This window comes from Cytobacillus oceanisediminis, from assembly GCF_007830235.1.
GTDB classification, from domain to species: Bacteria; Bacillota; Bacilli; order Bacillales; family Cytobacillaceae; genus Cytobacillus; species Cytobacillus oceanisediminis.
Genome location: NZ_VLKI01000017.1, coordinates 94,594 through 113,147, shown reverse-complemented (window position 1 = coordinate 113,147; position 18,554 = coordinate 94,594). Strand labels below are relative to the sequence as shown.

The following is an 18,554-nucleotide window of genomic DNA, read 5'->3' as shown; positions in this document are numbered from 1 at the left end:
AATAGTCTGGTGGCGATAGCGAGAAGGTCACACCCGTTCCCATACCGAACACGGAAGTTAAGCTTCTCAGCGCCGATGGTAGTTGGGGGCTGTCCCCCTGTGAGAGTAGGACGCTGCCGGGCAAATGAGAGAGTACCTGAGAGGGTGCTCTTTTTTTATTTATATACAGTTAATATTTCGCTTGCCCGAAGACTTCTATAAATGAATTCCATTTGAGCGAAAAGCGCTAATTAGATGATTTTTTTGCGTCTTTTAAAAAAGTGCCTCTGAATTTTAGAAAAGGGTCTCATCTATTGTTAGTAATTTACCTTTATTTTAAGCATTATCGGTCACTATTTTGATATATCGGTCAGTTGGCTTGTTAGCGGTCTTTATTGACCTGAAAAATAAATTTATCACCAAATGTTCTTCCTGAGACAGGATCAAACTCTCCATATAAGAGATGATGAAACTCATTTGTTAGTCTTTTCAAAAAAAACTATTTATGCCAGATGTAGGAAAGAAACTAAGCCATGGACAATCATCAAAATATGCAAGGTGAATCCTAAACTTAAAGTTATAATGGCGTGAATTTTCAGTCGGAGTTCTATCGAAAAGGCCTTATCTTAAGCTAAAAACTACTAATAACTATTTCAATTAGCCCAGCACACCCTTATAAAAAATAGCATCCGCACATTTTCGCAGATACTATCCTAGCCGTATGTATCTAAAACAACAACTTATACGCTTGCACCCCAAAGTAAATGCCAAAACCAATCAAAGAAAGGCCAGATAAAATCGAAATAAATGCTAGAATCTTGCCGGTTAAAAATCTCCTAAAGCTGCTGGCGACTCCGGCCATTGTCAAATCCCACAGTAATAGCCCGATAAAGATGGCTCCACTGTACAAAATCACATGCGCTTTATCATATTCAGCTGCTGTTTTTGCAAGAACAGAACCATAAATGCCAAGCCAGAATAAAATAGTCAAAGGGTTTGACAATGACATAAGAAAACCGGACATAAACGATTTTATGGAAGATTCGTCTTCCCCTCTTTTGCTTGAAATTATTTTTCCGGCACTTAGCAGGCTTTCAATTCCTGTGTAGACAAGGACAAAAAAACCAAAGCACCACAAAAAAGCTTTCATAAATGGCATCTCCAAAAAATGAACGACACCCAGATAGACGGCAAGCATGTAAATAGCATCTGCAGTCATGGCACCCAGGCCAACAAGCCAGGCATGGAAGAAACCGTTTTTGATTCCTTTATCAAGCTGTGCTGCATTGATTGGGCCAATCGGTGCCGCCAGAGAGAGACCTAAGAATACATACCCTAGAAAAATACTCATATATACAACTCCCCAACTTAAGCACTGTTTGTACACATTCTATTCAGCCTTGAAGTAGGATAGGACAACTTTTAACATAAGCATGAAATACTAGCCGTTTTATTGTTAGGCATTTTCGGGAATAACAAAAAGGATATATTAGATGGAGTGACTTCTGGAGGGGAAAACATGGCGATAAACATGTCTGAGAATCAAATAACCCTTGAAATAATAAAAGCATTGAAAGAAACAAGGAGGTTTCACTTTCAAAGTATCATTTCGGAACTTCAGCCATATGATATTGCCCGAATTTTTGAAGGTTTACCAGTAAAGCATCACCCGCGTTTTCTTCTTTATATGACCCCCGAGCAAATTGCCGAATTAATTCAGGAACTTGAACAGCAACATCAGGCAAGGGTACTTTCATTATTAGGAATTGAAAAGTCAGGTGAGGTTCTTGACCTGATGGATAATGACGATATTGCAGCTTTATTGGAAGGGATGTCAGCTGAGAGGATGGAAGAGCTTCTATCCGGCATGAAGCTGGAAGAATCCCGTATTGTAAAAAGCATTATGAAATATCCGCCTGAAACAGCAGGGCGGCTAATGACTAATCGCTTTGTCTGGATACCGCAGCATTATACAGTCAGGGACACTGTGGAAAAAATAAAATCATTTGCTGAATACTCGGAGACAATAAACTACCTATATGTAATAAATGAGAATAAAGAACTGGTGGGTGTTGTTTCTTATCGCGATTTGATTCTTGCCAATGAGAATGAAAAGATTCAGGACATTATGTACAGCAGGGTAATCGCTGTAGCAGCGGATACTGACCAGGAAGAGGTCGCAAGGCTGATCGAGAGGTATGATTTTCTGGCTATACCTGTTGTGGAAAAAGGGCAGCTGGTTGGGATTGTTACGTTTGATGATATTATTGACGTTGTAATCAGCGAGGCCAACGAGGACATTGAAAAGCTTTCCGCTTCAGGAAGGGCGATTGATTTTGATACAAAGCCTCTAGTTGCTGCTTATAGAAGGCTTCCATGGCTTATCCTGCTCTTATTTATTGGCATAGTTTCAGGTACCATCATCAGCGGTTTTGAAGAAACACTATCTCAAGCTGTGGCACTTGCCTTCTTTATGCCTATGATAGCAGGTATGACAGGAAATACAGGCACTCAATCGTTAGCAGTTGTTGTCCGTGGACTGATTAACAGAGATTTGGATAAAAGGCTGGTAACAAAATTGGTTTTCCGGGAGCTTAGCGTCGGGATTATTATAGGAGTGACCTGTGGAATCTTAATTGCGGTAATTGCATATGTTTGGCAAGGGAGTTTTATCCTGGGATTAGTGGTTGGCACATCTTTAATTATTACTCTAATTATTGGAACCCTTGCTGGAACAATTATTCCACTCGTTTTGTACAAATTAAATGTTGACCCTGCCGTTGCGTCAGGCCCTTTAATTACCACACTAAATGATATTCTGTCATTATTTATTTATTTTGGGCTGGCAACCATTTTTATAACAAAATTGACTTAATTTGTGTTTTTATTAGCATAAAATTCGCTCCCTTACAAAAAATAAAATGAAAAAATGCAGGGGAGTGTTTTAAAGTGGATGTTAGACGTGTAAAGCAAATTCTTTCTTCATCAGCAGATATTGAAGTGAAATACAATGGAGCTTCTGTTTGGATCGATAAGTTAAATGAAGATGGCAGAACAGCGACTGTTCATTTGCGCGGCCCTCTTGAGGAAAGATCAGAAGTAGAAATTGCTGAGCTTAAAGAACTGTAACGTGAAAAAGGCCGCCTAAAAAGGCGGCTTTGTTTAGTATATTTCATTATTGGATTCTTTTTCAGTGCGCTCGTTTATATACTGATTTTCAGCTGCAGCGAAGTTGACGGACTGAAGGCTAACATCCTTGTCGATTCCATATAAGTCCTTGCCGGCATCTTCCATAAAAGTTTGTTTCTTTTTCATTTCATTGCCTCCTTTTATAGATATGTTTCCGTTAGTATGAACAGGGAATTTGAATATCATAATAGGGAAAAATGAACAAGACACCATTTACAAAAGTGGGAAATTGTGAAGAGAGAGAAGCAAAGAATTTTAAGCAAAATCCTTTACATAGGATACCGGGGTATAATATGATATGCATAAGGGGGCGGATCAAATGGCTTTTGAATTGGAAAATGATGAATTATTGGCGGAGAGCTGCTGTTCGATTGACTCGGAACGAAAAAGTCACCATTCTGAAAAAGTAAAAAAGAATTTGACAACCCGTTTAAATCGGATTGAAGGGCAGATTCGCGGAATAAAAGGACTTATAGAAAAAGATACCTATTGCGATGATGTTATAACACAAATTTCAGCAACACAGTCTGCCTTGAACAGTGTAGCAAAGCTTTTGCTGGAAGGCCATTTGAAAAGCTGTGTAGTAGAAAGAATTCACGAAGGCGACGATGAAGTCCTGGATGAATTTTTGGTAACCATTCAAAAATTAATGAAAAAATAAGGAGATGTTATATATGGAAAACATAACATTAAAAGTAAGCGGCATGTCTTGCGGCCATTGTGTAAAAGCAGTTGAAGGCAGTGTTGGAAAATTAAACGGGGTTGAAAAGGTATCTGTTGATCTTGATAATGGCCAGGTACAAGTACAGTATGATTCTTCAGCTGTGTCACTTGAGCAGATTAAGGAAACAATTGACGATCAGGGATATGATGTAGAATAGTTTTTGAAAAGAACGTGTGGATTATCAGCACGTTCTCTTTTTTTAAGGCTATGTTAAAGCTCATCCTTGATTGTGGCAATGAGGAGCGGAAATCAACAGACATCTTAATATAGCTTTTTAAAAAATTTGTCTAATTATTTTTGGTTGACATATAGGGTAGAGGGGTATAGTATAATGAGTGAAATCAAAATTATACGTCACTTAATTTAAGGAGTGGTATTTATGAGTGATGCGGCATTAAAAGAAGTTCAGCTTCCTATATCAGGCATGACCTGTGCGGCATGTTCTTCACGCATCGAGAAAGGGTTAAATAAGCTTGACGGTGTTCAGGAAGCGAATGTTAATCTTGCACTGGAAAAAGCATCAGTCAAATATAATCCAGATGTAACATCTGTTGAAGCCTTTGAGAAAAAAATTGAGGACCTGGGTTATACAGTTGTTTCTGAGAAAGCTGAATTTGAATTGCTTGGCATGACCTGTGCCACCTGTTCGCAGCGTATAGAAAAAGGGCTTAATAAAATGGCCGGTGTCAAAAAAGCTGTTGTCAATCTTGCCCTTGAGACAGCGACTGTTGAATATAATCCTGAACAGGTATCTGTCCAGGATATGTTTAAGAAAGTAGAGAATCTCGGCTATCAGGCCAAAGTAAAACAAGATGCAGAAAACGAGGGCGCGGATTACAGGGAGAAAGAAATCGAGAAGCAAAAAGGGAAATTCATTTTTTCATTAATCCTTTCCCTTCCTTTGTTCTGGTCCATGGTAGGCCATTTTGAATTCACACAATTTATTTATGTTCCTGATATGTTTATGAATCCGTGGGTGCAGCTCGCATTGGCAACTCCTGTTCAATTTTTCATAGGAAAGCAATTCTATGTAGGTGCATACAAAGCGCTTAAAAATAAAAGTGCCAATATGGACGTCTTGGTGGCTCTTGGTACTTCAGCTGCCTATTTTTACAGTTTATATCAATCGATTTTATCAATTGGCACGAATGCTCATATGGTTGAGCTTTACTATGAAACGAGTGCCATATTAATCACCTTGATTATTTTGGGTAAATTATTTGAAGCTCGTGCCAAAGGCCGTTCTTCAGAGGCTATTAAAAAGCTGATGGGGCTGCAGGCAAAAACAGCCACTGTTTTGAGAAATGGGGAAGAGCTTGAAATCCCGCTTGAAGATGTACTCGTTGGCGATATCATATATGTAAAGCCAGGCGAAAAAATCCCTGTGGATGGCGAAATTACGGAAGGCCAGTCCGCACTGGATGAATCCATGCTAACCGGGGAAAGTGTACCGGTTGATAAATCAGTCGGCGATACAGTTATTGGATCAACAATCAATAAAAATGGTTTCTTGAAAATTAAAGCTACTAAAGTAGGCAAAGATACAGCCCTTTCACAAATCATCAAAGTGGTTGAAGAAGCACAGGGCTCCAAAGCACCAATACAGCGCCTGGCAGATAAAATTTCCGGAATCTTTGTCCCTATTGTAGTGTCAATAGCCGTTATTACCTTCTTTGTTTGGTATTTATGGGTTAGCCCGGGCGAGTTTGCAGAAGCCCTTGAAAAATTAATTGCTGTACTTGTTATTGCATGTCCTTGTGCACTTGGTTTGGCCACGCCAACATCCATTATGGCAGGTTCAGGCCGTGCAGCAGAATATGGAGTTCTTTTCAAAGGCGGAGAGCATTTGGAATTAACTCATGAAATAACTACTGTTGTTCTCGATAAAACAGGAACGGTAACCCACGGAAAGCCTGTTTTAACGGATGTGATTGTGGAAGGGAACATGGAAGAAGACACTTTCCTTCAGCTTTCTGGTTCAGCCGAGAGGCAGTCAGAGCATCCATTGGCTGAAGCAATTGTTAAGGGAATAAAGGAAAAAGGGATAACTTTATTAAATCCTGAAGAATTCGAAGCAATTCCAGGCTTCGGAATTAAAGCCAGAGTGGATGGCAAGGATCTGCTTATCGGCACAAGAAGGTTAATGCAGAAATACGAAATAGACATTGACACAGCACAGGCAAAAATGGAATCCCTTGAGGACAATGGGAAAACGGCGATGCTTGTCGCAGTTGATGAACAATATATGGGCATTGTAGCCGTTGCGGATACTGTAAAGGAAACATCCAAAGAAGCGATCAAGCGCCTGAAGGATATGGGTCTTGAAGTTGTTATGATCACAGGTGATAACAAGCGGACTGCCCAGGCGATTGCAGATGAAGTAGGAATTGACGCCGCTATTGCGGAAGTTCTTCCAGAAGGAAAAGCAGATGAAGTTAAAAAGCTGCAGGAACAAGGCAAAAAAGTCGCAATGGTTGGTGATGGCATTAACGATGCTCCTGCCCTTGCGGTTGCGGATATCGGAATGGCTATTGGAACAGGTACGGATGTTGCGATGGAAGCTGCCGATATTACGCTGATGAGAGGCGATCTGAATAGTATTGCAGATGCGATCCTAATGAGTAAGAAGACAATACGCAATATAAGGCAAAACCTGTTCTGGGCTTTCGCTTATAATACGCTTGGAATTCCAGTAGCAGCTTTAGGTTTCCTTGCCCCTTGGCTTGCAGGTGCTGCGATGGCTTTCAGTTCAGTCTCAGTCGTATTAAATGCGCTTAGATTGCAAAGAGTAAAGTTAAATGAAAAGAACGGTTAAACAATAGCAGACGGAAGGAGCTGGCTATGATGAAAAAATGGGCTGGTGCTGCCATTGCCTATTTGGTACTTGTTATGGCAGGTTATACTATATATGATGGATTCTTTGCCGAACCTGTGCAAGAACAGCATGAACCTGAGAACCACGAAGTAAATGAGGATGCTGAATAACCTCTACTTCGGGTAGTAAAAGACATAGATAAATTATTCTAAAGGGGTGTTCTGAGTTGAAAGCGAACCTCACGCTTTATACAAGGCCTACCTGACAGGATTGCCAGGCGGCGAAAGAGTTTCTTTTGCAGAATAATGTACCATATAACGAAGTAGATCTTTCCAAAGACCCTGAGAGGGAACAGGATCTTATCAATTTAACCGGCAGCCGAATTGTTCCAGCCTTTCTGTTTGAAAAAAAGAAATGGTACGGCGGAACAAAGAAAAAGCATTTTATAGGCTTTGAGATGAACGAGGACGTTATTAGAAATATGATTGAGAAAGATCAATTTTAACGAAAAGACAGAAGGAGAATTGCTCTCCTTCTGTCTTTTTTCCTAATACATTATGTCCTCCATTTTGTCTTTATCCATTTGTTTAAAGCCTCTGCTCGGCATCGCACCTTTTGTTCCATGGCACCTCTCATACATTTCTTTCAGTTCTTGGTTGGAAAATTCGGGGTGCATTTCCTGCATGAGCGGCTTCATTTTTCCAAAGTTCAATAAACCATCAGGTGATTCGTTTCCTGCTGCGAGAATGGCAGTTCCCGAACCGAGGATGAGTGTAACGGAGAATATTCCAGCAATCAACCTTTTCATTTTTGAATCACTCCTTTTTTTATTGCATCTTTAGATTACAGTTTAATTATCGAGAAATTATCGAGGAAAGTTGAACTAATTGTGAATTGTTCAATTAAAAAATTTGTAATCTATTAATCCTTGTGATAGAATTGCATACAATATATAGTGTTGATTATATAATAAAAAACTACATATAGATCGTGATTGGTGTTCTTAAATGGACTTAAAAGGGAATCCGGTGGAAATCCGGAGCTGTCCCCGCAACTGTAAGTGCAGACGAACAAAGCATACCACTGTATAAGCCGTTTCATGGCGCTTATATGGGAAGGGCTTTTAGTAGAGTGAAGCACAAGCCAGGAGACCTGCCAGGGCGATCGAAAGTTTCTTATCTTCGGGGATTGAGATGATGAAACGATGGTGTAATGGCTTTCCAAAGAAGAACTGGTTCCTGCTATTAACTTTCGTTTGATCCGCTCATTTTCTGAGCGGATTTTTATTTTTCCATTTAGGAGGAAACAAGATGGTACATACCTTACAAACGAATGCAGTAATAGAGGAACTGAAATCAGAATTTCCAAGGCTTGATTTTGAATTATTATTGAAAAGATCTGAAGAGATGAATCATCTAAAGGAAAAAGCGCTGTATGATCAGCTGATTTTAGAATGTTTGTCATGGATAAGTATGGATGAGCCTGATTGGACCTTTGCAGCTTCACGCCTTCTTTTAAAAAAATTGTATCAGGAAGCAGGTGAAAACAGAGGTTGTTTGCCGGAGGATTGCTACGGACACTTTTATAAATTGATCGAGCAGCTGACAGCTCTGGAAATCTATGAAAAAGATTTATTGGATACCTACTCACAGGACGAAATCAATGAGCTGGCAGCCGTTATTAAAATGGAAAATGATCATTTATTTACGTATTTGGGGCTGAAAATGCTGGCAGATCGGTATCTTGCCAGGGACAGGCAGAAAAATCTGTTTGAGCTGCCGCAGGAACGGTTTATGATCATAAGCATGGTTTTAATGAAAAAGGAACGGCCGGAAAAGCGGCTTGAGCTTATAAAGGAAGCCTACTGGGCAATGAGCGGTTTTTATATGACAGTGGCCACGCCTACACTGGCAAATGCGGGGAAAAACTGGGGCCAGCTTTCCAGCTGTTTTGTCGAAACAGTTGATGACAGCCTTGAGGGGATCTATGACAGCAATGCGGATATTGCCTCCCTGTCCAAGAATGGCGGCGGAATTGGCGTCTACCTGGGGAAAATCCGCAGCAGAGGCAGTGATATTAAAGGTTTCAAAGGTGCTTCTTCCGGAGTTATCCCATGGATGAAGCAGCTGAATAATACAGCAGTCAGTGTGGATCAGCTTGGACAACGGCAGGGAGCCATAAGCGTTTATCTGGATGTATGGCATAAAGATATCTTCTCATTTCTGGATGCAAAGCTAAATAACGGAGATGAAAGGCAGCGCACACATGATTTATTTACGGGTGTCTGCATTCCGGATTTGTTCATGGAAAAAGTAGAAAGCCGCGGGTATTGGTACTTGTTTGATCCTCATGAAGTACGGAAGGCAATGGGTTTCTCGCTTGAGGATTTTTACGACGAGGGTGAAAGGGAAGGATCTTTCCGGCAGAAATACAAAGAATGCATTGACAGCCCGCTGCTTTCAAGGGAAAAGGTACCTGCAATTGAAATTATGAAGTCAATCATGAGAAGCCAGCTCGAGACAGGAACTCCATTCATGTTTTATCGGGATGAAGTAAACCGGAAAAATACAAATTCGCATTCCGGAATGATCTATTGTACAAATCTTTGTACAGAGATTGTCCAAAATCAAAGCGTGACAAAGAGAACGGAAGAGTATACAAAGGATGGAAAGATCATTATTGAAAAGATACCTGGAGACTTTGTCGTCTGCAATCTTTCATCTATTAATCTTGCAAGGGCCTGCCAACATAATGCCCTTGAAAGGCTCATTCCGATTCAGGTACGGATGCTTGATAATGTAATTGATATTAATAGGATTCCAGTCCTCCAGGGCCAAATGACCAATCAAAAATACCGGGCGATTGGTTTGGGAACCTTTGGCTGGCACCATCTGCTAGCATTGAAAAAAATACCATGGGAGAGCATGGAAGCAGAAGACTTTGCTGACAGGCTCTATGAAAAAGTAGCTTATTTAACGATAAAGAGCTCTATGGCGCTTGCAGAAGAAAAAGGCAAATATCCAGCTTTTGAAGGATCTGAATGGGAAACTGGTGCCTATTTTGAAAAACGCGGGTATTTGGAGACAGAATCAAAATTAAATTGGCCAGCATTAAAAGAAAACGTAAAGAAAGTTGGAATACGCAACGGGTACTTGATGGCGGTTGCTCCCAATGCATCAACCGCCTTGATTGCAGGCAGCACACCAAGTATAGACCCCATTTTCAATAAACAGTATTCCGAGGAGAAAAAAGATTACCGGATTCCTGTGACAGCTCCTGATTTAAACAGCGAAACGACCTGGTATTACAAATCAGCCTACCATATTGGCCAGGAATGGAGCATCCAGCAGAATGCCAAAAGGCAAAAGCATATCGACCAGGCAATCTCATTTAATTTTTACATCCCTAACAATATTAAAGCGGTTGATCTATTAAATCTGCATCTTTCTGCCTGGAAAAATAAATTAAAAACGACATATTATGTTCGTTCAACATCATCAGAAATAGAAGACTGTGAATCTTGTTCAAGCTAAAGGGGAGAATCCTATGAATACATTAAAAAAACGCCAACTAATCAACACTGCCGCACCAAACCGTGCAACTTCGATCCTAAATGGGGAATGCTCCAATATCCTTAACTGGGATGATGTCCGTTTTTCCTGGGCATACCCAAAATATAAAAAAATGCTCGCTAATTTCTGGACGCCATTTGAAATTAATATGTCCCAGGATATAAAGCAATTCCCTGCATTAAAAGACGGCGAACAAGAAACTTTTTTGAAGATTATTGGCCTGCTTGCATTGCTCGACAGCATTCAAACGGATTATGCAGGTAAGGTTGCTGATTATTTAACGGATTCGAGCCTCTCAGCCCTTATGATCATTCTTGCACAGCAGGAGGTGATCCATAATCACTCTTATTCATATGTGCTGTCAAGCCTTGTACCAAAGCAAAGGCAGGATGAAGTCTTTGAATTCTGGAGGACGGAGCCTATATTAGCAGAAAGAAATCAGTTTGTAACGAGTGGATATCGAAACTTTGCGGAGAATCCGACTCCTGAAAATTTGCTGAAGTCAATCGTATATGATGTTGTGCTGGAGGGTTTATTTTTCTATTCGGGCTTTGCATTCTTTTATCATCTGGCCAGAAATCAAAAAATGGTAGCTACTTCAACAATGATTAATTATATTAATCGGGACGAGCAAATCCATGTAGATTTGTTTGTAAAGATATTTAAAGAAATATTGCAGGAAAATCCGGACCTAGAGACGAAGGAATTGGAGGACTTTGTCCTGGGTACTTTTAAGCGGGCTGCGGAATTGGAAATAAAATGGGCCCGTTATGTGATAGGGGAGAAGACTGAAGGAATCTTGCTCTCCGATGTGGAGGCATATATCAAATTTTATGCAAATGTTCGATGCAATCAGCTTGGCTATGAGCGTCCATTTGAAGGTTATCGTACAAATCCGCTTCGCTGGATTGTGGCGTACGAAGAAGTGGACCATGGCAAATCGGATTTCTTTGAACAAAAGTCACGGCAATATACAAAGGTACAAGTGGATAATGGATTTGACGAATTATAGAGTGTAGTATTTATCGATAAACCTTGCTGTTCAGGCAAGGTTTATTTATATGCCCTTATTTAATACAATAGATTTAGAAGATTATATAGTGAGCAGGTGCAGGTATGAAGACAATTCTAATAACAGATGATGATCAGCATGTCCGTTTTTTAGTAAAAGAGCTTTTAAACAAAGAAGGATTTCAAACTGTCGAGGCTGCCAATGGCTCAGAAGCTTTTGAACTTATTAAAAAAGAATCCATTGATCTTGCCATAATTGATATTATGTTGCCTTATATTGACGGGTATAAATTGACAGAAGAGATAAGGAAATATTCCGAAATTCCTATCATAATGCTAACGGCAAAAAGCCAGATAGAAGACAAGGAAAAAGGCTTTCTATTGGGGACGGATGACTATCTTGTAAAGCCTTTTGAGCCAAAGGAGCTTTTGTTCAGGGTAAATGCTCTGTTAAGAAGGTACGGAAAAAGCGAGGGAGAAAATCTAATGATTGGAAGCTTTCATATTAATAAGAAAAGCTATGAGGTAGAGCTGGATGGCAAAACCTATATGCTGCCGTTAAAAGAATTCGAATTGCTTCACTTTCTTGCTTCCCATCCGAAACAGGTATTCAGCAGGAGCCAATTAATTGAACAAATATGGGGGATGGATTATGAAGGAGATGAACGCACGGTTGATGTTCATATCAAACGCTTAAGGGAGCGTTTTTCAAAGGGATTCACTGAATTCAGTATTAAAACCATTCGAGGAATCGGCTATTCTTTGGAGTATCGGCAATGAGATCTTTGTATTCAAAGTTTACCCTTACGACGATACTCATTATGCTGTTAAGCGGCCTTATCTCTTTTTCGGTATCAAATGTTTATTACCAGAAAGAATTAAAAAGACAAAATGATACTAAATTGACTTCTATTGCTATGGATATGGCTGATTTTATTGGTTCACATAATGATACGGATTTACATAGCTATTTTGAACACCTCGGTTCCATTGGATACCAAATATTCATTGTAAATAAAAACGGTGAGGAAATCTATTACGGGGCTGGTTTCAGGGAGTATAATTTACCGGAAGAAGCAAAGGAAATGGTGCTGGACGGAGAGGAATATCATGGGGTTGGAGCATTTCCCCATAAGACTTTTGTTACTGGTTTTTTTGCCAATGAATTAAAGAATACTGTGGGAATTCCTTTTGAATATAGAGGGTTAAATTATGGCCTGTTTATACGCCCGGATATCAAGCTTCTTTTTGGGGAACTGCACTCACTGATTGCATGGCTGGTTGCAGGCATGATTGTACTTAGCGTAATTCTCGTTCTGATCAGTGCAAAATACCTTATTCGGCCAATCGGAAAGCTTAATCGCGCTACATCTCTTATAGCCGCTGGCGACTTTGGCATTAAACTCAATATCAAGAGGCGGGATGAAATTGGAGAACTGGCTTCAAGTTTTACAAAAATGGCCAATAAACTTGAGAAAACCAATGAAATGCGCAAAGAATTTATCAGCAATATCTCCCACGATATTCAATCTCCGCTTTCTAATATAAAAGGGTATATGAAGCTGATAAAAGCGGTGGGAACACAAGAGGAAACCCGTAAAAATATCGATGCAGTCGATTCCGAGATTGACCGCTTATCAACACTGACACGGCAGCTCCTGCTTTTATCATCAATCGATAGCAGGCAAGACCTGCTTAATGCCCAAAAATATGATCTTAGCGAACAAATCAAAATGGTTATTCGCCAATATCAATGGAACTTAAGTGAAAAAGGAATGATGGTAAGTTATTCTTTGCCCAAAGCATATATAGTGGCCGATCCTCCACTTCTCTATTCTGTGTGGGAAAATCTGCTGACAAATAGCATTAAATACAGCAGCGAAAATGGGGAAATAGACATTAAATTAGTTGAACAAGAGGAGCAGTATGAAATCAGTATTAAAGACAACGGGATTGGCATGGAACAGGATGAGCTTGCAAGGATATATGACCGCTTTTATAGGGCTGATACTTCCAGGACACGGTCCGTCGAAGGATCAGGCCTTGGCCTGGCAATCGTTCATTCTATTGTTTATTTGCATAACGGTAAAATTAATGTTTGGAGCATAAAAGGGAAAGGAACCACATTTACAGTGAGACTGCCAAAAGAAGTCGTTAAAACGAAGTAACAGAAAAGATCCTGCTTAAACGCAGGATCTTCATATCATTTAAGTTAATACTGGATTTTCAGAAACAAAATCAATTTCAAAGCCGAGATCTTTCAGCATCTGATGGTCTGCAGTGCTTTCCTGGCCAGCAGTGGTCAAGTAATCGCCAACAAAAATGGAGTTAGCCGGATATAAGCCAAACGGCTGGAGGCTACGAAGATTAACCTCTCGGCCCCCGGAGATGCGGATCTCCTTAGTCGGGTTGATAAAACGCATCAGGCAAAGCACCTTCAGGCAGTAACGCGGATTCAGCTCATTTGTTCCTGCTAGCGGGGTACCATCAATCGCATGCAAAAAGTTAACAGGAATTGAATCTGCATCAAGAGCTTTAAGACTTTTGGCCATCATTATGACATCCTGTTTGGTCTCTTTCATGCCGATGATCACACCGGAGCATGGAGAAATGCCGGCTTCCTTAATTAATTGGACAGTGTTTACTCTGTCCTGGTATGTATGGGAAGTAGTAATGCTTTCATGATGATTTTCTGAGGTGTTGATATTGTGATTATAGCGGTCAACTCCTGCTTCCTTCAGCTTTTCAGCCTGTTCAGGCTTTAGGAGCCCAAGGCATGCACAAACCTTCATATTATAAGATTCCTTTATTTCTTTAACAGCTGATACCACTTCATCGAGTTCTTTATTGCTTGGCCCTCTGCCGCTCGCTACAATACAATAGGTGCCGACGTTCAGCTGATGAGCTTGTGTCGCTCCCTTAAGTATGGATTCTTTATCCATCATTCTGTATTTTTCAATCGGAGCTGTTGAAATGCTCGATTGAGAACAGTAGCCGCAGTTTTCAGGGCACAAACCTGATTTTGTGTTAATAATCATATTCAGCTTGACTTGATTTCCATAGTAATGGTGGCGTATCTTATACGCGCTATACAATAAATCCAGCAGTTCTTCATCGGGGCAATTTAGAATTTCCATAGCCTGCGAATCTGTCAGTTCATATCCTTCCAATACATTTTGAGCTAACACTCGATAATTCATGAAACTCCTCCTTTTTTGTTACGTTATGCTGCACGGTTTATTTTTCTGAATTGGCTGCGGGCAAAAACTCTATGCTCCAAGCGGTAAGCCATCATTCCGGCAAAAACTGATAGAAAAATATCTTTTGGAAGCGGGACAACCATCCACAGCCATGCCATTTGATAGGTAAAGCCTTCTGGTGCTGTAAACCATAGCTTGTAAGCCATATACATCCAATTCGTCCCGAAAACATAGTTGATTGCCATACCGATTAAGGCAGCAGAAATATAAACAGGCAGGGATTTTTTCCTTTCAATGATTTTGCCTGTTACATAAGCTGTAAAAATAAAAGATAGGATAAATCCAAAAGTGGGACTTAATAATGATGCAAACCCTCCGCCAAATTTAGCGAAAATCGGAGCGCCTGCAAGGCCGACAAATGCATACACTCCCATCGTTATGGCACCTAAGCGGCTTCCTAAAACGGCTCCTGCCAAAATGGCAAAAAAGGTTTGCAGGGTAATAGGAACTCCTCCAATAACCATAAACGGAACAAATGAGGTGATGTTTGCCCCAACAGCCATAAGAGCAACAAACATTCCGGACAGTGTTAAATCAATCGTTCTTAATCCTTTTTTCATAAGTGGCCTCCTGATGAATTAATATTTACACAATTTAGAATAATAGCAGCACATATAATGTGTCAACCTATTTTTGTTTTAAGTTTACATTTATCATTCTTTCAAACTTATAAATTGTAACCATCCGTTCATTTTCTGTTCATATTCACTTTTTATAGTTAAGGGGAAGAAAGAAGAGGAAGGTGATTGGAGATGTTCTCATTATCCTTTAAGGAGATGCGTTTTTTTAAGGTAAGATATCTGCTAATAAGCTTTATTCTATTTTTTATCGCTGCACTGGTTTTTATCATAAATGGCCTTGCAAACGGGTTATCAATGGATAATGCATCGTCATTCAAAACAATGGATGCGGAGGCATTTTTTATTTCCAGTGATGCAGAATTAAGGTTAGATCGTTCAAACATAGAGATTGGCAAGACTCAAATAGAATCTTCTTCGGCTAAAATTCAGCCTGCAGCCATTCAAATGGCATCGCTGAAAGGAGATGACAATCAAAAGCTGGATGTAACCTTCTTGGCTATTAATCCAGGAAGTTACTTAGAGCCTATCGCCATTGAGGGAGAAGCACTTAATGGTAATAATTCCATGGTTGTGGACAGCTCTCTTAAGAATGAGGGATTGAAAATTGGGGATGTGCTGGAGGATGAGCGCACTGGTGCAATCTTCAAGGTTTCCGGATTTGCGGAACATCAAACCTATAGCCATACTCCAGTTGTGTTTATATCCCTCGATTTCTGGAGTGGGCTTACAAATGGAAAAGTCAGCTTTCTGGCATTGCAGGAGAAGGATCAATTGATACAGGATAAAATCACCAAAGCTGCAGATGGCATCTGGGCGGAAAAAGAGAAGGTTATTAGCGGTATTCCAGGCTACGAGGCTGAACAGAATTCTCTATTCATGATGCTTTCATTTCTGATTGTAATTGCTGTATTCGTCCTGGCAGCATTCTTCTATATTATGACGATCCAAAAGAAGGGCCAGATGGGTATTTTAAAGGCAATCGGAGCCAAAACTGGCTTTTTAATAAAAAGCACTTTAGCACAGGTGCTAATGCTGACAGTGATAAGCATTGGAGCAGCAATAGGCTTTACATGGCTGGCAGGACTTCTCCTTCCCCCAAACATTCCTTTTGTATTTGATATTGTTCAGATTATTAAATATGCTGCAATCCTCTGTATGGTTTCACTTTTTGGATCGCTGATTTCCAGCATAAACATCATAAAAGCAGATCCAATTCAGGCAATGGGAAGGGTGGAATAATGGGAAATTTTCCTTTGGTTCTTAATCAAATTAATAAATCCTTTAATGACGGTGATAAAAGTATTAAAATATTAAAAGATCTTTCTTTCTCAGTTAAAAAAGGTGAACTTGCAGCAGTTATAGGACCATCTGGTTCGGGAAAAAGTACTTTTCTATCAATTGCAGGAGCTCTTTTGACACCGGATGATGGAAATATATTCATAAATGGAAAAGACGTTTCAGGTCTTTCTGATTTTCAAAAAGCTGACGTCAGGCTGCATTCCATTGGCTATATCTTTCAAACTTCAAATCTTGTACCTTATCTGAAAGTAGAAGAGCAGTTGGGTCTTGTTCTGAAAATGGCAAATCATAACACGGAAGAAAAAAGTGATCATGTTAGAATTTTATTAATATCGGTTGGCATGGAACATAGATCAAGCCATTATCCCCATCAGCTGTCAGGTGGTGAAAAGCAAAGGGTGGCAATTGCCAGAGCCTTTGCTAATGACCCTGACATCATATTGGCGGACGAGCCGACAGCCAGCCTGGATTCAAACCGGAGTGCGGCGATTACCGGATTAATTTCCAGGATTGTAAAAAAGAAAAACAAGGCGGGTATCATTGTGACGCATGACGAAGGGGTTTTGCCATTCTGTGACCGGATATATGCCATGCAAGATGGCCAGCTATTAGAACAAACAACGAAAAGGGGAACAAACAATGAATCAGTACAGTAAATTTTTATTAAGACTTTCCGCCATTTTTGCTTTAATTGGCGCTGCTTTAGGAGCCCATATGGCAGGATCGAATGATTATGCCATTAGGCCAATCCATGCACATATTTTGGTTGTTGGATGGTTATCGCTGTTTGCTTGGGCTGTTTATTATAAAGTGTTTACTCCAGCCAGCAAGTTACTGCCAAAGCTGCATGTCATGACTGCGGCTGCTGGTTCTATTGGATTAACGGGCGGAATGGCGCTGCATATTTTTCAGCCAGCGTTTTTGCCAGAAGCAGTCAACACAGCTCTTTATATCTTTGGCGGAGTCATTCTGCTGATTAGCTTTCTGCTATTTGTCATTTTAACCTTCTTAAAAACAAGTGAAGAAAAATAAAAAAAGGCCCGTTCGAAATAGAACGGGCTTTATATAATAGGTAGATTAAGAGGCGATTGTTTCATTTCGTCCCAGTTTTCCTTTGAATAGTTTGCGTAGGAATGGGGCGACATAGCGATCAAGACCGAATTTTCCGGCATTATAGCCTGCAACAAGAATGAATATGGTTAAAAGGACCATTTGTGCGTTTGTGCTGACTGTTCCAGAGAACAAGAAAGCAAAGTTCATGATAATTCCAAAGAAAGCAGCGGCAGTGGTCAAGCATCCTAAAATTAATCCAAGGCCTACAAGCAATTCTCCCCAAGCTACCAAAAAGCTGAATAATTCTGCGTTTGGAATAGCAATGCCTTCAAGGAAGGTTGCCCACCAGCTTTGAACAGCTGGATGATCGCCAGTTGCTTTGGCAACCGCTCCTTGCAAAAATCCGGATGCATCAAAGCCATCCACTACTTTATGGTAACCGGCAGTCAGCCAAGAATACCCAAGATATAATCTGATCACAGTGAGAAGTGCAGCAGCAATTTGATTTTCCCTAAGCCATTTGACAAACATTCTAATCACTTCCTTCCAAAAATTTAATTAATGATTACACTTATAATATACTCCGAAGGAAACAAAAATGGATCGATTTGGCAGAGTGTTCACACATCTGCTGAAAGATTATGGCAATAATATGAAATTGATTAAATAAGAAGGACACACTGCAATAATGCGGGATTTAACAGTATATTTACGCAGGGATATTGTACCAAAAAACAGATAGGATTATAATAATTATAAAGAAAGAAAAGGAGGGCGAGGCATGATTCGAATGTCAGTCGCTGGTGTTGGGGGATTTTTCCTCGTTTTTGTTGAAGCGTATATTGTCATGTTTTTGAAAGGCTACCAAACGATTGACTTTGGCGGGATCAGCCCTTTTGTAACGATATGGGCGATGAACTTCTTTTTTCTGTTTACAATCCTCACCCACCTGAAGCTGTGGCATGATGATCGTCAGGCTGCCAGAGAAGAAACTTGTTCCGAGAACGACTATTAATTCGGGGATGCTCTTTTTGGGCATCTTTTTTTGTGGAAAACCGCCGCTGTTAAATG

At 40.1% G+C, this 18,554-nt stretch carries 20 protein-coding genes, 1 rRNA gene, 1 pseudogene and 1 riboswitch; of the genes and pseudogenes, 16 read left to right on the top strand and 6 right to left on the bottom strand.

All coding sequences use genetic code 11. The annotated features are described in order from the left end of the window. Nucleotides 1-5 precede the first annotated feature (5 nt). A 5S ribosomal RNA gene (gene rrf, locus IQ19_RS21280) occupies nt 6-122 on the top strand. A 584-nt stretch (nt 123-706) separates the two neighbouring features. Here rrf and IQ19_RS21275 read toward each other — a convergent pair. Then, the gene (locus IQ19_RS21275; protein WP_144544864.1) at nt 707-1,330 is read right to left on the bottom strand and encodes a LysE family transporter; all 624 of its coding nucleotides are present in this window, start codon (nt 1,328-1,330) and stop codon (nt 707-709) included. 168 nt (nt 1,331-1,498) lie between these two features. On the opposite strand from IQ19_RS21275, the gene mgtE reads away from it, so the two are divergent. Together mgtE and IQ19_RS21265 are read left to right on the top strand one after the other, a co-directional pair. After that, nucleotides 1,499-2,854 carry a magnesium transporter gene (mgtE, locus tag IQ19_RS21270; protein WP_144544862.1) on the top strand — a complete coding sequence of 452 codons (1,356 nt, stop codon included), beginning with the start codon at nt 1,499-1,501 and terminating at the stop codon, nt 2,852-2,854. Between the two features lie 74 nt (nt 2,855-2,928). Then, nucleotides 2,929-3,108, top strand: coding sequence for an H-type small acid-soluble spore protein (locus IQ19_RS21265; RefSeq protein WP_110067783.1), 180 nt, complete (start codon nt 2,929-2,931; stop codon nt 3,106-3,108). Between the two features lie 33 nt (nt 3,109-3,141). Here IQ19_RS21265 and IQ19_RS28180 read toward each other — a convergent pair whose 3' ends face one another. Continuing rightward, a complete protein-coding gene (locus IQ19_RS28180; RefSeq protein WP_199749516.1) occupies nt 3,142-3,294 on the bottom strand; it encodes a hypothetical protein in 153 nt (50 codons plus the stop codon). A gap of 193 nt (nt 3,295-3,487) precedes the next feature. On the opposite strand from IQ19_RS28180, the gene IQ19_RS21260 reads away from it, so the two are divergent. From IQ19_RS21260 to IQ19_RS21245, 5 genes and pseudogenes are all read left to right on the top strand, one after another. Then, nucleotides 3,488-3,829, top strand: a complete 342-nt coding sequence (locus IQ19_RS21260; RefSeq protein WP_110067782.1) for a metal-sensitive transcriptional regulator — start codon at nt 3,488-3,490, stop codon at nt 3,827-3,829. Between the two features lie 13 nt (nt 3,830-3,842). Next, entirely contained in the window at nt 3,843-4,049 is a 207-nt protein-coding gene (gene copZ / locus IQ19_RS21255) for a copper chaperone CopZ (RefSeq protein WP_144544860.1), read from the top strand. Nucleotides 4,050-4,271: 222 nt separating this feature from the next. Further along, nucleotides 4,272-6,707, top strand: a complete 2,436-nt coding sequence (locus IQ19_RS21250) for a heavy metal translocating P-type ATPase (RefSeq protein ID WP_144544858.1) — start codon at nt 4,272-4,274, stop codon at nt 6,705-6,707. 26 nt (nt 6,708-6,733) lie between these two features. After that, entirely contained in the window at nt 6,734-6,877 is a 144-nt protein-coding gene (locus IQ19_RS27850; protein WP_158638876.1) for a hypothetical protein, read from the top strand. Between the two features lie 110 nt (nt 6,878-6,987). After that, a pseudogene (locus IQ19_RS21245) lies at nt 6,988-7,212 on the top strand (glutaredoxin family protein); the annotation flags it as partial. 42 nt (nt 7,213-7,254) lie between these two features. Here the strand turns inward: IQ19_RS21245 and IQ19_RS21240 are convergent. Continuing rightward, entirely contained in the window at nt 7,255-7,515 is a 261-nt protein-coding gene (locus tag IQ19_RS21240; RefSeq protein WP_199749515.1) for a hypothetical protein, read from the bottom strand. A 170-nt stretch (nt 7,516-7,685) separates the two neighbouring features. Beyond that, a riboswitch (cobalamin riboswitch) is annotated at nt 7,686-7,880 on the top strand. A gap of 137 nt (nt 7,881-8,017) precedes the next feature. On the opposite strand from IQ19_RS21240, the gene IQ19_RS21235 reads away from it, so the two are divergent. The 4 genes from IQ19_RS21235 to IQ19_RS21220 all read left to right on the top strand — a co-directional run bounded on the left by IQ19_RS21235 (nt 8,018) and on the right by IQ19_RS21220 (nt 13,458). After that, the gene (locus IQ19_RS21235) at nt 8,018-10,240 is read left to right on the top strand and encodes a ribonucleoside-diphosphate reductase subunit alpha (protein ID WP_144544854.1); all 2,223 of its coding nucleotides are present in this window, start codon (nt 8,018-8,020) and stop codon (nt 10,238-10,240) included. A gap of 13 nt (nt 10,241-10,253) precedes the next feature. Then, nucleotides 10,254-11,291 carry a ribonucleotide-diphosphate reductase subunit beta gene (locus IQ19_RS21230; RefSeq protein ID WP_144544852.1) on the top strand — a complete coding sequence of 346 codons (1,038 nt, stop codon included), beginning with the start codon at nt 10,254-10,256 and terminating at the stop codon, nt 11,289-11,291. Between the two features lie 104 nt (nt 11,292-11,395). Beyond that, on the top strand, nt 11,396-12,070 hold the full coding sequence (locus IQ19_RS21225) for a response regulator transcription factor (protein WP_144544850.1): 675 nt from the start codon (nt 11,396-11,398) through the stop codon (nt 12,068-12,070). Further along, nucleotides 12,067-13,458 (top strand): sensor histidine kinase, encoded by a 1,392-nt coding sequence (locus IQ19_RS21220; protein ID WP_144544849.1) that lies wholly within the window; start codon nt 12,067-12,069, stop codon nt 13,456-13,458. Before IQ19_RS21225 ends, IQ19_RS21220 begins: the two co-directional genes overlap by 4 nt. 39 nt (nt 13,459-13,497) lie before the next feature. Here the strand turns inward: IQ19_RS21220 and bioB are convergent, their stop codons facing one another. Together bioB and IQ19_RS21210 are read right to left on the bottom strand one after the other, a co-directional pair. Further along, nucleotides 13,498-14,490, bottom strand: a complete 993-nt coding sequence (gene bioB / locus IQ19_RS21215; RefSeq protein ID WP_144544847.1) for a biotin synthase BioB — start codon at nt 14,488-14,490, stop codon at nt 13,498-13,500. A gap of 23 nt (nt 14,491-14,513) precedes the next feature. Continuing rightward, nucleotides 14,514-15,110 (bottom strand): biotin transporter BioY, encoded by a 597-nt coding sequence (locus IQ19_RS21210; protein WP_144544845.1) that lies wholly within the window; start codon nt 15,108-15,110, stop codon nt 14,514-14,516. A 192-nt stretch (nt 15,111-15,302) separates the two neighbouring features. Here IQ19_RS21210 and IQ19_RS21205 point away from each other — a divergent pair, with 192 nt between their 5' ends. The 3 genes from IQ19_RS21205 to IQ19_RS21195 are packed head-to-tail and all read left to right on the top strand — an operon-like array spanning nt 15,303 to nt 17,462. Beyond that, the gene (locus IQ19_RS21205) at nt 15,303-16,370 is read left to right on the top strand and encodes an ABC transporter permease (protein WP_338422695.1); all 1,068 of its coding nucleotides are present in this window, start codon (nt 15,303-15,305) and stop codon (nt 16,368-16,370) included. Beyond that, a complete protein-coding gene (locus tag IQ19_RS21200; RefSeq protein ID WP_144544841.1) occupies nt 16,370-17,086 on the top strand; it encodes an ABC transporter ATP-binding protein in 717 nt (238 codons plus the stop codon). The genes IQ19_RS21205 and IQ19_RS21200 overlap by 1 nt, the downstream gene beginning before the upstream one ends. Further along, nucleotides 17,070-17,462: a hypothetical protein gene (locus tag IQ19_RS21195; protein WP_144544839.1), complete on the top strand. Its 393-nt coding sequence runs from the start codon at nt 17,070-17,072 to the stop codon at nt 17,460-17,462. Before IQ19_RS21200 ends, IQ19_RS21195 begins: the two co-directional genes overlap by 17 nt. A gap of 45 nt (nt 17,463-17,507) precedes the next feature. Here IQ19_RS21195 and IQ19_RS21190 read toward each other — a convergent pair whose 3' ends face one another. Next, nucleotides 17,508-18,014, bottom strand: coding sequence for a DoxX family membrane protein (locus tag IQ19_RS21190; protein WP_144544837.1), 507 nt, complete (start codon nt 18,012-18,014; stop codon nt 17,508-17,510). 250 nt (nt 18,015-18,264) lie between these two features. On the opposite strand from IQ19_RS21190, the gene IQ19_RS21185 reads away from it, so the two are divergent. Beyond that, complete coding sequence (locus tag IQ19_RS21185; RefSeq protein ID WP_144544835.1) at nt 18,265-18,498, top strand: hypothetical protein; 234 nt, start codon at nt 18,265-18,267, stop codon at nt 18,496-18,498. The last annotated feature ends 56 nt before the right edge of the window (nt 18,499-18,554 follow it).